10 protein-coding genes are annotated in these 14,090 nt (G+C 68.9%); 2 read left to right on the top strand and 8 right to left on the bottom strand.

The window, feature by feature from the left end; genetic code table 11:
• Positions 1 to 71 precede the first annotated feature (71 nt).
• On the top strand, positions 72 to 1,286 hold the full coding sequence (locus tag OHA17_RS20635; RefSeq protein ID WP_406507809.1) for a helix-turn-helix domain-containing protein: 1,215 nt from the start codon (positions 72 to 74) through the stop codon (positions 1,284 to 1,286).
• Positions 1,287 to 2,161: 875 nt separating this feature from the next.
• Here the strand turns inward: OHA17_RS20635 and OHA17_RS20630 are convergent.
• The 6 genes from OHA17_RS20630 to aspS all read right to left on the bottom strand — a co-directional run bounded on the left by OHA17_RS20630 (position 2,162) and on the right by aspS (position 9,395).
• Complete coding sequence (locus OHA17_RS20630) at positions 2,162 to 3,577, bottom strand: DUF6177 family protein (protein ID WP_406507808.1); 1,416 nt, start codon at positions 3,575 to 3,577, stop codon at positions 2,162 to 2,164.
• Between the two features lie 459 nt (positions 3,578 to 4,036).
• On the bottom strand, positions 4,037 to 4,684 hold the full coding sequence (locus OHA17_RS20625; protein WP_406507807.1) for a pentapeptide repeat-containing protein: 648 nt from the start codon (positions 4,682 to 4,684) through the stop codon (positions 4,037 to 4,039).
• Complete coding sequence (locus tag OHA17_RS20620) at positions 4,665 to 6,815, bottom strand: hypothetical protein (protein WP_406507806.1); 2,151 nt, start codon at positions 6,813 to 6,815, stop codon at positions 4,665 to 4,667. The genes OHA17_RS20625 and OHA17_RS20620 overlap by 20 nt, the downstream gene beginning before the upstream one ends.
• 3 nt (positions 6,816 to 6,818) lie before the next feature.
• A complete protein-coding gene (locus tag OHA17_RS20615) occupies positions 6,819 to 7,208 on the bottom strand; it encodes a DUF6507 family protein (RefSeq protein ID WP_406507805.1) in 390 nt (129 codons plus the stop codon).
• A gap of 52 nt (positions 7,209 to 7,260) precedes the next feature.
• Entirely contained in the window at positions 7,261 to 7,416 is a 156-nt protein-coding gene (locus tag OHA17_RS20610; RefSeq protein WP_406507804.1) for a hypothetical protein, read from the bottom strand.
• A 212-nt stretch (positions 7,417 to 7,628) separates the two neighbouring features.
• On the bottom strand, positions 7,629 to 9,395 hold the full coding sequence (aspS, locus tag OHA17_RS20605) for an aspartate--tRNA ligase (protein WP_406510771.1): 1,767 nt from the start codon (positions 9,393 to 9,395) through the stop codon (positions 7,629 to 7,631).
• 147 nt (positions 9,396 to 9,542) lie between these two features.
• Between aspS and OHA17_RS20600 the strand changes: the two genes are divergently transcribed.
• Complete coding sequence (locus OHA17_RS20600) at positions 9,543 to 11,708, top strand: SpoIIE family protein phosphatase (RefSeq protein WP_406507803.1); 2,166 nt, start codon at positions 9,543 to 9,545, stop codon at positions 11,706 to 11,708.
• On the opposite strand, the gene OHA17_RS20595 is transcribed toward OHA17_RS20600, so the two are convergent.
• Together OHA17_RS20595 and OHA17_RS20590 are read right to left on the bottom strand one after the other, a co-directional pair.
• Complete coding sequence (locus tag OHA17_RS20595) at positions 11,654 to 12,739, bottom strand: AI-2E family transporter (protein ID WP_406507802.1); 1,086 nt, start codon at positions 12,737 to 12,739, stop codon at positions 11,654 to 11,656. The genes OHA17_RS20600 and OHA17_RS20595 overlap by 55 nt on opposite strands.
• Before the next feature lie 355 nt (positions 12,740 to 13,094).
• Positions 13,095 to 14,051 (bottom strand): pirin family protein, encoded by a 957-nt coding sequence (locus OHA17_RS20590; protein WP_406507801.1) that lies wholly within the window; start codon positions 14,049 to 14,051, stop codon positions 13,095 to 13,097.
• Positions 14,052 to 14,090 lie beyond the last annotated feature (39 nt).

The following is a 14,090-nucleotide window of genomic DNA, read 5'->3' as shown; positions in this document are numbered from 1 at the left end:
GCACCCCTCGGGGGCGGCGGGTGCGGGGGCTTTCCGTGATTCCGGCCGAACCACCGGCGTAGCGTGGGGGCATGGCCTCTGAGCCCCTGGGCGACCGGTTGACTCGTCTGCGTCGCCTCGCCGATCTGACTCAGGAGGGGTTGGCGGATCGGTCCGGCGTGTCCGTGGACGTCGTGCGCAAGCTGGAGCAGAAGCGCAAGCACAGCGCCCGGCTGCCCACGCTCCACGCGCTGTCCAAGGGGCTCGGGGTCGAACTCACCAGCCTGTTGGGGGGCCCGCCCGGTGTGCCCTCCACCGGTGAAGCGGACCCTCCGGCCCTGGTCGCTGTACGTCGCGCGATCATGCCTCCACTCTTCGCTCCGCCATTGGAGCCGAGTGGAGCCGATCGGCTGTCCCTGCCGCTCCTGCGAGCAGAGCTGACCCAGGGGTGGACGCTGTACCACGATGCCGAGTTCGGTCGGCTCATGGACGTGCTCCCGGGGATCATCGCGGACGCCCGTCTGGCCGCTGCTGTGGGCACCCCGGAGCAAAGGGCGGGTGGACAGGCCGCGTTGGGCAAGGCCTTGCAGCTCGGTGGACATCTGGCCATCCGTTTGGGCAAGTCAGACCTTGCGCTGTCAGCTCTGGAACGGGCCATGGAAGCCGCCGGACAGTCCACAGACCCGCTGTTGCCCGCCATGGTGTCCAACTCCGTCGCGTGGGCCTACCAACGGCAGAACCGGCTGGATGACGCACAGCATCTCGCCGTACATGCGGCGGACGGAGTGGAGAGGGACCACGTCCACACCTCCGAAGGGGTTCGAGTCTGGGGCGGCCTACTGATGTCGGCAGCGACCAGTTACGCGAGGAACGATGACTACGACACCGCCGACACGATGATGAAGACGGCGGAGAGGGCTGCGGATCGCGTCGCGACGCTCCCACCCCCAGTGGACAGCAAACTGGTTTCCGTCTTCAGCCGTTCATCGGTCCGCATTGAGCGAGTACGTCTCGCCGTTCAGCACGAACGCCCTGATGACGCCATGGACTTGGCCAAAGGGATGCGTCTCAGTAAGGACATTCCACCGTCATGGCGCACTTGGCTCCTGCTGGACGTGGCCCGTGCTCACACGGATGTTGGTGACGCGGCAGGTGCCGTTCGAGCACTCGAATCGCTGCGTCGGGTGGCTCCGGCATGGATGCGGCACCACACGCTCGCAGTGGCCATCGTCAGCGATCTGTGGGAGTCGTCGGCACGGCCTCCGGGCCTGCGTAAGCTCGCCGAGTTTCTGGGTGTCGCCAATTAGCGTGCTGAGACTAGGACGTTACGTCCCTGGGGAACGTCGCTGCTCGGCGGAATGATCGCCGTACAACGTACGAGGGGACGGCGAGGCCACATGGGCAGCGGACGATTCGCGGTGGACAAAGGCACGGATGCCGTCGGCGAGATCGTGGCCGAGTACGAGGGATCTCTATTCCTCCGCCCACCCGGTGGCGGCATGGAATGGAGTGTGCCGCCGGACCAAGTACGGCCCTGTACCGAGGCGGAGTTGCGGAGTGCGCGGGTGCTTTCGACACCCGTCATCGCCTTCCCCTGGGCGTAACCGAGCCCCCCGCCCCGGCGCACCTGTACGCCGGGGTGGCCACGAACGTGCCGGGCACGGTGGCCGTTCGGAACTCCGTGACCGGTCGGTCCGTCGCGTTCACAGCGGTTGAGTGGTCCGACTTCCTCACGGGTGCCAAGCTGGGAGAGTTCGACCTCTCGGCGTAGGAGCTTGCCCGTGATCCAGTGCCCGCGCTGTGGCGGTGGCGCAGAACCAGACCCGGAGCACTCCGGCGTGATGCGCTGCCTGTCGTGCTGGGAGGCCTGGACCATGCGCGCGGAGCGGCATTGCCCGGGCACTGCCCGAGGGACCTCCACCCCTCCTCTGCGAATGCTGGAGGAGTACCGGGACCTGAACCGCTGAGTCCCAGGACCAGCCCTGTCCGTCTGCTGTTCCCTACGGTAGACGGGCGGGGCCGCTCGCTTCATACGGCCGTCCGGTCCAGGAGCACAACGCGGGTTGCCTTCAGGGCGCTGGTTTTGCCGCGGGCGTGGGCTTGAGGATGGGCAGGTCCCGATGGCGTCGGATTCTGCTGAGGAGACGTGGGCGGCGGCCGTAGGGCCGAGCCCTTGACGTATCTATTTCAGGCGTTGGGTGAGTTGCTGCAGTTTGGTCCAGGCTTCCGGTTGGGCGCCGTCGCCGAGGGTGTAGTGGAGTGCGGGGGCGGTGGCGGGGCCGAGCCGGGCCGGCACCAAGTGCGGGGAGGGTGCTTCAGCGTGGGCGAGGCCGGTCTGACGTACGGCGTCGGGGCCGAGCGTGAAGGACACCGGCACGGGCAGGGCCTCGAAGTGTGAGGGGACGGTCAGGTCACGGCGGCCGGTGCGCAGTGTGGTCAGCATGGTGGCCAGATTGTGCCGAGTGGTGAGCAGGCGGGCCAGTTCGGGGAGTGCGGCCAGGGGCGGGGTGCTGCCGGGGGCATAGCCGAAGGCAACGGCGATGTGTTCCTCGATGCCTGCGGGGGTGTGCAGGACTCGCGTGGTGGCAATGGCTGGGTGTTCCGCGTCACCGATGGCGACGAGCCAGGTGGGTGCGGACTTTTGGGCGCGGGTGCGGGCGAGGTCGGTCAACTGCCGTCTGGACCAGGGGAGGTTGACAGGCTCGGCGGTGCCCCAGCCGGCGGGACGGGTCCCGGTCAGGTGTTGCCAGGCGGCCTCGATGGCGCCGCCCAGGAGCAGGCCTTCGGTAGCGGGTTGGATGGTGCGTATGGAGAGCAGCAGTTGCTGTTCGCCGGGGGCGGCTGCGGCGTCCTGGTCGGACTTGAAGGGCTCGGCGATGCGGGCGTTGCCGCTTTCGTCGGGTGCGGGCACGAAGGCGCCGTTGTGCCACCGGAGTTGGATGCCGGAGACTCCGTCGTAGTAGCCGTGTTCGGGGTGCTGGATGATCCAGCGGTTGGGGTGAGCCGCGAGTGCGGCGCGGGTGGGCTGGGTGAGGCGGCAGGATGGAGCGGTGACGAGTTGCAGGGCCCGTCCGCCGGCTGCCGCGGCGCTCAGGGCATCCGAGAGCCAGGTGGTCAGGGCAATGACCGGGCGGTCCTGGAGGATGACGGAGGCGTGATCGGTCTGGATGTCCACGGCCGGCGGGAGGTCGCCGAGTGTCGTGGGCGGGGTGAGGCCGGTGGTGGGGACGACGTCGGTGTGGGCGACATGGGGTGGCCAGACGATGCCGCCCAGCACGGTGGTCAAACGTCCGGCGAAGGAAGCGGCGAGGCGCTCGCCCTCGGGGACGGCGGTGGTCGCACGGGCCTCAGTCCACCAGAACGGGCCTTCCGGTAGCGATACTTGGTCGCCGAGCAGACGGCGGGCCTCGTGCGGGTGATGAACCAGGTGCGGGGTCTCGACGGAGACGAGGGGGGCTCCGTCGGCGGTACAGAGCTGGAGGACCGCCCCGTCGGCGAGGGTGTTGACGCGCAGATCGGGACCGCCCGCGTACAGGCCGGCGAGCACGGTGGACGGGTCGGGCATGGTCGGGGTGAGGGCGATGACGTCCTTGGTCACGACTGCTCTGTTCCGTCGAGGGGGCTGGATGCGTGGAGTGGAGGGTGGATGAGTGGCGGCGGCAGTGTCGGACGGTGCGAGATGAACGACAGCCCCACAGCTCGCCCGTTGCCGTAGCGAGCGCACGCCCGGGGGCCACTCCCGCCGGAGCACAACCGGTACAAGGAGCCGACTGCCGTTGTCGTGCGCTGTAACGCGGCCTCCTCGCTACTGCTGCGGTTGAACTCGCAGTGGCTTACGGCGTTCCAGCTGCCGCCTACGCTCCCGAGCTGGACCCGCGGGCAGGAATCCGGTCGCTGGTCAAGCGCTCGCCAGCCGACTCCGCCGTAGCCGACCTCCGCCACCTCAACCTGAGTCGCTGTGCACGGACCGGCTCCTGACGTTCCCCACTTCGTTGCCCGTTGGAGCTGGTCACCCGCTGTGGAAGTCGCGGATTCCGGCCGATAGGTCGTGCCAGCCTTACTGCGGTGGGCGGCGCGGAGGAATTACTTGCACCCGCCCACCTCGCGCGCCGATCCACGCCTCAAGTTCTGCGTCGGCCACCTCTCGGGACGATTCGCCACTGAAGACAGTGATCGGACCGAAAACGGTGCCGGTCAGGCCACGCACCACCGTAGAGTCGTCGACTTTGATCTCGAAGAGGTTCTCGTCAAGGACAGCATCGCTTAGGTCCGCCCCCCTCATATCGGTGTCGATCAGCGAAGCGCCGAGGAACCTCGTTCCACGGAAGCTCGCTCCCGATGCGTCGACATCGCACAGCGAAGCCCGGACCATGTCCGCCCCGTCGAGCCGCGCCGATCTGAGCACGGCATCGTCCAGGTTCGCCCGGACGAAATCCGCTCCGGTCAGATCCGCCCCGGTCAGGTCCGCCGACTGCAGGTCGGCCCGGTAGAAGGACGCGCCGACAAGTCGCACGCCCACGAGAACCGCATCGGTGAACCATGCATTCGAGAAGTCCCCGCCCGAGAGGTCGGCGCCCCGGAAGTCGCGCTGCATGCCATTGAGGTTGTATTCCTCTGAGGCGAGCCATTCCTGAAGTTGCCGCGTGGCTTCCGGATCGGCCGGGAACGCAGTCGGCTTCCAGTTCTTACGGATACCAGATGACACGATCTCCCCAACCACGGCTTTCAACGGCGGCCTTGACGCTGTCGATTGCTGCTTGATTCGCGTTCCGAAGGTCAATAATGATTATGCGTCCATTTTTTTCGATCTGCTTCGCCAGCTGCTTGTTAACCCACGCCTCATTATTGGCCGGGTCGTACGCGCCCTTGAACGGCTGGGACTTGTCACGCACATTGTTGAATGGCGGGTAGTCGGAGTGGATACCCTTGATGTCATAGTACTCGCCAGTGGTCTCGGAGTAGAACTCACCCCTATCGGCCGTCTCCGGGCGGCGGATGTCCGCCGGAATGCGTCCATTCTCCCGAAGGTCGAGGCCGACCCGGGCCTCATCCATCGATTTGTCATTGACTTGACCTTTATGATCCGGGTCGTGCTTAAGGTGGTCGAATTCTTCTGGAGCCCGCTTTTCAACTTCATCGAGGTGGCCCCAGTGCGCCGCCTTTTCCTCCGCTGTCAACTCCGGAAGCGGCTCGTTTGCACGATCGCTTGGCGTCGTGCCCGTCTCGCCCGGGGTATCCGACGTTCCTGTTCCCCTGTGCTCCTGCGGCTCTCCGCCGGACGTGTGCTTCTCCGAGTGGCCGCCGGCACCCGTACCCGGGGTGTGGTCGTGACCGCCGGTGCCGTGATCGCCGCCACCGGAAGGCGTGTGCGAACCGCCACCACCTGACGGCGTATGCGAACCCGCACCGCTGCCCGAGCCGCCGCTCGGCGCATGGTGAGTGGCCTGCGGGGGCAGGTTTTCCCCAGCGTGCGCACTGGCTTCAGGTGTTCGCGACCCGACCCCGACGGGATGGCGTTCGGGCACACCGGGCGGTGCGTCCGACGTAGTCGGCTGGTGTGCTTTCGCGTTCGAGGGTGCCGGTTGGGTGATCGGCTTGCCGTCTTTGCCGTACGGGATGAATTTGCCGTCTTTGATGACGACTTTGGAACCGTCGTTGAGTTCCCAGACGCTGTGGATGTGGTCCGCGCTGGAGCCGATGCGGATGCGGGAGGCGAGTTCGGCGACGCTGGGCATCTTGCTGACTGCCGTGCCGCCTATTTTCAGGCCGGCCGCGACGGGGTCGAGGTAGGTGATGAGGTTGGCTGCGGCCGTGGCCGCTCGGCTCGCCTTGGAAGCGGCCTCGCCGGCCTCGCCCGCTTTGCCCGCTCCCCGCAGCACCCCGCCGAGGACGCCAGTGCCGAAGTTGAAGGTGACGACGCCTGCGGCCTTACTGGGGTTGTCCTTCCAGTCGTCCCACGCGACCAACCCCTTGAAGAATTCACGGGTGGCCGCTTTGGCGTGGTCCTCTTCGGGGTCCGGGGCGGCCGGGCCGATGGTGTGGTCCATCACCCATTCGTAGGGGGATGCGGTGTACAGGCCGATCCCGGTGACGACGTCCTTGAGGCCGCCCCAGGCTTCACTGGCAGAGCCGCCAATGCCGAACAGATGCCCCAGACCCTCAAACGTGTCTCCGACGCCGCCGACGAGGAAGCCGTCCAAGACGTAGTTCTTGGCGAAGTAGTCGATCTCCCAGAGGTGGTGGGACTCGGATTCGGGTGTGCCCCAGGGCAGCTTCTCGGCATGCTTGAGGCTGTCGGAGGAGTAGCCGTACATCACCGTCTGGGCGTTGGAGGTGTGGCTGCCGTCGTCGTACATGAACTTCGGGCCGCCGACGATCGCCGAGATCTTGCTCGCGGCCCGGTTCTCAGCGTCCCTGAAGGCACTCTCCGCGGCGCTCACGCCGTCCATCAGCGCTTGGTGCCGGTTGACCTTGTCCTCGTCGTACGTCCAGTCATGCTCACCGTCGACGCTGTCGACGAACGTGAGGGCATCACTCTTGAGCTGCGCGAGCTTCACGGCGAGCGGACGAGCCTCGACGGAGAACGTCTCCAGTGCGTCGGCCACCGTCTCCAGGTTCTGGGCGAAGGTCTCGGCCTTGTCCATCACCGGCCGGGTGGTGCCCAGGAGTTGCTCGGCCTCGGGCGCTTTGTAGACACCGGCCAGGGCCTGGAAGCGGGAGTGCACATCCTTGCCGCCGTTGCGGATGCCCGTGGCATCCGTGCGCAGCGCGGAGATGTCCTTGTCCAACTGGTCCAGGTTGCCGAGGAACTGGGGTATGCCGGACGGCTCGATCACGTGCTACTTCTTCCCGTCCTGCGAACCGCCCGGCGTGGGCAGCTTGACCTCCGGCGCGGACAGCGCCGTGTGCTCGGCGTTCGCGGCCATCTCAAGGTTCCCGACGACGTAGTACGCGGTGGCCTGGCGCGCGCCGTTCACGGACTTGGCCGCGCGTGCCCCGAGGAACAGCACATCGCCCGCGGTCTTCTCCACGAACAGCTCCAGCGCCGCCCCGATCGGCCCGATCGGTTTCGCCCCGCAGTAGGCGCCGCTGATCGTGCCGGCGGAACCCGCGGCGCTGGTCACGTTCGTCCCGTACGACGTGACGCTCTTGGCCACGTCGTCCATCGCCACCCCGACCAGCGAAGTCACCGACTCCACCCCGGACTGCGAGACATCCCACCCCGACACACCAAACCCCGTTCCCCGCGTCCCCGTTAATCAACTACTGCTGTGCCGCGCCTCAGCCGATGGCGTCGACAGCGGCCTTCGCCTTCGACAACGTCGACTGCGCGGTCCCGTCGTTCAGCTCCAGCCTGCCGCGCACCAGGCGGATGGTCTCCCGCACCTCAGCCACCGCCTTGTTCCAGCGCAGCTCCTTGCCGTGGTACTGACCCACTACTGCTGCTCCCCCATCTCCAGCAGACCGTCCCGCGAGTGAGTAGTCACCCGCGCCCCGTACGCCCCACTGGCAAGGTCAATTTCTATCGAACGGGCGTTGCAGACGCAATGCAGTTCTGAGCCAGCGGCGCGGCCCAGGGCAACAAACCAACCCCCCAGGCCAAAGCCCAGGGGGTTGGAAAAGGTCAAGGGACCTTATGCGGCGGCTGACTACTTGTCGGCCACCGGCTTGCGCAGGGCGATGTTCAGCTCGCGCAGGCGGGACTCGTCCAGCTCCGTCGGCGCGCCCATCATCAGGTCCTGCGCGTTGCCGTTCAGCGGGAACGCGATGGTCTCCCGGATGTTCGGCTCGTCCGCGAGCAGCATCACCATGCGGTCGACGCCCGGCGCGATGCCACCGTGCGGCGGCGCGCCGAGGCGGAACGCCTTGAGCATGCCACCGAACTCGCGCTCCACGGTCTCCCGGTCGTACCCCGCGATCTCGAACGCCTTGAACATGATCTCGGGCTCGTGGTTACGGATCGCGCCCGACGACAGCTCGATGCCGTTGCACACGATGTCGTACTGCCAGCCCAGGACGTCCAGCGGGTCCTGGGTCTCCAGGGCCTCCAGGCCGCCCTGGGGCATCGAGAACGGGTTGTGCGAGAAGTCGATCTTGCCGGTCTCCTCGTCCTTCTCGTACATCGGGAAGTCGACGATCCAGCAGAACCGGAACACGCCCTCCTCGAAGTGCCCGGCGCGCTTGGCGGCCTCGACGCGTACGCCCGACATGATCTTGGAGACCTCATCGAACTCGCCCGCGCCGAAGAACACCGCGTGCCCGGGGACGAGGCCGAGGCGCTCGGTGAGCACCTTGACGTTCTCGTCGGTGAGGAACTTGGCGATCGGGCCCGACAGCGAACCGTCCTCGGCGACGCGCACCCAGGCCAGGCCCTGCGCGCCGAGCGATACGGCGTACGCGCCGAGACCGTCGAAGAACTTGCGCGACTGGGCGGCCACGTCCGGAACGGGCAGCGCGCGCACGTGCTTGCCGGCGAACGCCTTGAACTCCGAGCCCTCGAACACGTCGGTGATGTCGGCGAGTTCGAGCTTGGCGCGCAGGTCGGGCTTGTCGTTGCCGTACTTCAGCATCGACTCGCGGAACGGGATCCGCGGGAACGGGGACGTGACGTGGCGGCCGCCGCCGAACTCCTCGAAGAGCTCGGTCATGAGCTTCTCGATGGGCTGGAAGACGTCCTCCTGCTCGACGAAGCTCATCTCGACGTCGAGCTGGTAGAACTCGCCCGGCGAGCGGTCGGCGCGGGCGTCCTCGTCGCGGAAGCAGGGCGCGATCTGGAAGTACCGGTCGAAGCCGGAGATCATCAGGAGCTGCTTGAACTGCTGCGGGGCCTGCGGCAGCGCGTAGAACTTGCCCGGGTTCAGACGGGACGGCACCACGAAGTCACGGGCGCCCTCGGGGGAGGTGGCCGCCAGGATCGGCGTTGCCATCTCGTTGAAGCCGAGCGCGACCATCTTCGAGCGGATCGAGGCGATCACGGCGCTGCGCAGCATGATGTTGCGGTGCATGCGCTCGCGGCGCAGGTCCAGGAAGCGGTACTCCAGGCGCCGCTCCTCGTTCACGCCGTCGTCGGCGTTGATCGTGAAGGGCAGCGGGGCGGCGGCGCCGAGCACCTCGACCTCGCCGACCTCGATCTCGATCTCGCCGGTCGCCAGCTCACCGTTCACGTTCTCGGCGCCGCGCGAGACGACCTTGCCGTCGACGCGTACGACGGTCTCCTTGGACAGCTTGTCCAGGGCCTCCGCGCCGGCCGTGCCGGGCCGGGCGACCAGCTGCGTGATGCCGTAGTGGTCCCGCAGGTCGATGAAGAGAATGCCGCCCAGGTCTCGGCGATTGTGCAGCCAGCCGCTCAGCCGGACGTCGCTGCCGACGTCGGAGGCGCGGAGCTCACCGCAGGTGTGGGACCGGTACCGGTGCATCATTCATCCAATTCTTCGCGAACCGTGGCCGCGATCTTCGCGAGATTCTTCGCGAGACAGGCGGGAATCAACCAGTCCAGGTTACCGCCCGGTCCTGGGGGCCACTCTCGGTGGCGGCCGGTCCCCGGATCTTCTTAAATAGGGGCAATGCGCACAGAGGACGTCCTGGCCGCGATCGCGACTGGCCTGTGGCGCTGGGACAACGCAGCCGGGACGGTCACCCTCGACGCAGAGGCCGCCCGGCTCCTCGGTCTGCCCGCGCAGCAGGCCACCCTGAGCGAGGCCGCCGTACGCTCCCGCTTCCACCCGGTGGACTGGAACGAGGTCGACGGCATCGTGAACCTCGCCGTCGCCGAGGGCACCCTCGCCGAGGTCCGGCTGCGGATCATGGACGAGAACGGCCGGGTCCTGCGCACCGTACGCAGCCGCTCCAAGCCGATCATGAACGGCGAGAACTACGTCCTGATCGGCACCATCCAGGAGGTCGCCGAGCCACAGCCCGGCACCACCGCCGCCCACCCCTCCATCACCGGCGACTGGCGCCGCTCGCGCGAGGCCTTCCTCCTCGACGCGGGCCGCGCGCTCGCCGAGGCCCGCTCCACCTCCGAGGTGCTCAGGGTCGCCGCCTCGCTCTCCATGCCGGGCTTCTCGCCGGACGGCCTCGCGGTGTTCGGGGTGGCCGGCGAGCGCCTCACGATCATCGGGCACCACGGGCACAACCCCGGGGACGACGGCCCGTTCACGGACATGGCGCTCGACATGGACTATCCGGCCGCCGACGTCGTACGCACCGGACGGGCCATCTACCTGCCGACCCCGCAGGAGTACCGCCGCCGCTTCCCCGCCACCTGGCCACTGGCCCAGCGCTTCGACCGCCAGTCGTGGGCCTTCGTCCCGCTGATCGTCGCCGGGCGCACCATCGGCGCCTGGATGGCGGCGTTCAAGCACCCCGTCGCCTTCACCCCCGACGAGCGCTCGGTCCTCACCACGGTGGCCCGCATGCTGGCGCAGGCCCTGGCCCGCGCGGGCGAGGCCGAGAGCGAACGCGAGCTCTCGCTCGGGCTGCAGCGCTCGATGATGCCGACGCTCGGCCCCGAGATCCCCGGCATGACGATCGCGGCCCGCTACGTCCCGACCGGCGGCGGTCTCCAGGTCGGCGGCGACTGGTACGACATGATCCCGCTGCCCGGCTCCCGCACGGGCGCCGGCGGAGGCAGATTCGCGCTGGTCATCGGCGACGTACAGGGCCACGACGTGCGGGCGGCCGGGCTCATGGGCCAGCTGCGGATCGCGCTGCGGGCCTACGCGAGCGAGGGCCACAGCCCCGACGCGGTCCTCTCCCGCGCCTCCCGCTTCCTGTACGGGATCACCGAGTCGCACGGGGTGCCCGACCCGTACGGCGACGGGTACGAGGACTACGCGCCGCGCTTCGCGACCTGCCTGTACATCGAGGTCGACCCCGCCACCGGCACCCTCGACGTCGCCCGGGCCGGCCACCCCGACCCGGTGATCCGCACCGCCGACGGCACCGCCCTGATCCGCCCCACCGCGGGCGGCCTCCCGCTCGGCATCGAGGCGGACTCCGACTACCCGACGACCCGGCTCGTGCTCGACCCCGCCGAGACGATCATGATCTGTACGGACGGCCTGATCGAGACCGGCGGCCACGACATGGCCAGCGGCTGGACGCGGCTGCGCCCGGTCCTGGAGACGCACACCGGCGACAGCCTGGAGCAGCTCGCCGACGAACTCGTCCAGGCCGTGCACGGCCCCTCCTCGCACCACACCACGGGCCCGCTGGTCGACCGCCGCGAGGACGACATCGCGCTGCTGCTGCTCCGCCGCAACGTCACCGTCGGCGCCGGTGCGGTCCCGCCCGCCCCGGTCCGCCGCACCGCGCTGACCATCGCCCAGGCCGAACCCGAGCGCATCGCGGGCGCCCGCCGCCAGCTGCGCGAGCTCCTGCACGACTGGACGGACGAGGAGCAGATCGACTCGGCGGTCCTGATGATCTCCGAGATGATCACCAACGTGCTGGTCCACACCGACGGCGACGCGCTGCTCGTGGCGGAGGCGCGCGGCCCGCTCGGCACCCGCCGCCTGCGCGTCGAGGTGGCCGACGCCAGCGACGAACTCCCGCACCGGCGCCGCCCCGGCGAGATGGCCTCCAGCGGCCGCGGCCTGATCCTGATGGAGATGCTGGCGGACGCGTGGGGGGTCGACCCCAGGGGCGACGGGAAGTCGATCTGGTTCGAGCTCTACGAGCCCGGGGCGGCGGGCTCTTCCGACCCTGCTGACACGTCCTCGGAGTAACGCTTCCGCAGCTCCCCCAGCACGGCGAACGCGGCCGCCGCGACCGGCACGGCGAGCAGCATCCCGATGAGGCCCGCGACGCTGGCGCCCGCGGTCAGCGCGATCATGATCATCGCGGGGTGCATCTGGACGGTGCGGCTCTGGATGACGGGCTGGAGGATGTGCCCTTCGAGCTGCTGCACGGCGAGCACGATCCCGAGCGTCCACAGCGCGATGCCGAACCCGCGGTCGGCGAGCGCCACGAGCACGGCGACGGCCCCGGAGACGAAGGCGCCCAGGTAGGGGATGTACGCCCCGATGAAGACGAGCGCGCCGAGCCCGAGAGCGCCGGGCACGCGCAGAATGACCAGCCCGACGGTGATGCAGACGGCATCGATGAAGGCGATGAGGGTGGTCCCCCGCATGAACCCCTCGACCGCCTCGAAGGCGCGGCGTGCCATGGCCTCGACGGTGTCGCCGGTGCCGCGCGGGGCGAGGGAGTGGGCGAGGTCGACGGCCCGGTCGGAGTCCTTGAGGAAGAAGAAGGTGAGCAGCAGCGCGAGCACGCTGGTGGCGAGCAGCGAGCCGAGCAGGCTGAGCCCTTCGAGCAGCCCGCTGGCCGCGCCCGCCCCGAACTTGGAGAGCAGCCGCTTGGCGTTGTCGGCGAGGTTGGTGACGCCGTCCCCGCCGGCCACCCCGAAGTGATCGGCCACCCACTGCCCGGCCTGCTTGAGCGAGGCGACGATCTGGTCCCCGGTGTCGATGAGCGCGCTGACGACGACGTATCCGGCCCCGCCGACCACCGCGACGAGCGCGACGCAGGTGATCGCGGCAGCGAGCGACCGCTTGAGCTTCATCCGGATCAGCCACCGGTGCACGGGCCCGAGCAGGGCGGTGCCGAGCAGGGCGAGCAGCACGGGCGTGACGGCGGTCTTGAACACGACGCAGAGCCAGACGCCGACGCCCACGACCCCGGCGACGAGCAGCACGATCACGCACCACGCGCCGAGCCGCCGGGCGGGTTCGGGGAGCAGATGCCTGGACGTCTCCACCCCGCCAGCCGACCATGGCCCGGGGCGCCGCGCCTCAGGTGCGGGGCCGCGTGGGTGATGGCCCGTCAGTTTTGCCCCGCCCCGCCCCTTCCCGAGACCCTCCGGGGGAGAGTTCTTCGGCTGCGGGCCGCCGAAGGCTGGTCGCGCAGTTCCCCGCGCCCCTAACAGCACTAATGCTGGCCAGTACCGGCAACCCCAGCCCGTCATGGGGGTCCCCCCTGGCCCTTAAGGCCTTGGGGGAGATTGAGGACGAGCGCCCTTAAGGCGCGAACGGGGGTGCAGGGGGCGGAGCCCCCGCGAGGGTTCGAGGGGCGCAGCCCCTCAGGGGGCTGGGGCGGAGCCCCAGGAACGGGGGTTACATGCCGTGGACCGCCGGGATCGTGCCGAGGCGGCCCTTCTGGAAGTCCTCGAAGGCCTGCTCCAGCTCGGCCCGCGTGTTCATCACGAACGGCCCGTAGTGCGCCATCGGCTCCCGGATCGGCTGCCCACCGAGCAGCACGACCTCCAGGTCGGGGGCGTTGGAGTCCTGCTTCTCGTCCGCGCGGACGGTCAGCGAACCGCCCTCGCCGAACACCGCGGTCTGCCCCATGTGCACGGGCCGCCGCTCCGCGCCGACCGAGCCGCGCCCGGCCAGCACGTACGCGAGGCCGTTGAAGTCCTCCCGCCACGGCAGCGTGACGGACGCGCCCGGCCGCAGCGTGGCGTGCACCATCGTGATCGGCGTGTGCGTGATGCCGGGGCCGTCGTGCCCGTCGAGCGAACCGGCGATGACCCGCATCAGCGCGCCACCGTCCGGCGAGGTGAGCAGCTGGACGGAACCGCTGCGGATGTCCTGGTAGCGCGGGGTCATCATCTTGTCCCGGGCCGGCAGGTTCACCCACAGCTGGAGCCCGTGGAAGAGACCGCCCGACATGACCAGCTGCTCCGGCGGCGCCTCGATGTGGAGCAGACCGGACCCGGCCGTCATCCACTGGGTGTCACCGTTGGTGATCGTGCCGCCACCACCGTTGGAGTCCTGGTGGTCGAAGATCCCGTCGATGATGTACGTGACGGTCTCGAAGCCGCGGTGCGGGTGCCACGGGGTGCCCTTCGGCTCGCCCGGCGCGTACTCCACCTCACCCATCTGGTCCATCATGATGAACGGGTCGAGGTACTTGTAGTTGATCCCGGCGAACGCGCGGCGCACCGGGAATCCCTCCCCCTCGAACCCCTGGGGCGCGGTGGTCACGGCAAGGACGGGCCGCGCCGAGGCGCCCTCCGGCGCGGATACGCGCGGCAGGGTCAGCGGGTTTTCGACGGTCACAGCAGGCATGGGACGGCCCTCCTTGCGGGATGCTCTACATCCAAAGTA

Source organism: Streptomyces sp. NBC_00212, from assembly GCF_045206365.1.
Taxonomy (GTDB): Bacteria; Actinomycetota; Actinomycetes; order Streptomycetales; family Streptomycetaceae; genus Streptomyces.
The sequence above is the reverse complement of the archived record's forward strand: the minus strand, read 5'-3'. Positions and strand labels throughout refer to the sequence as shown.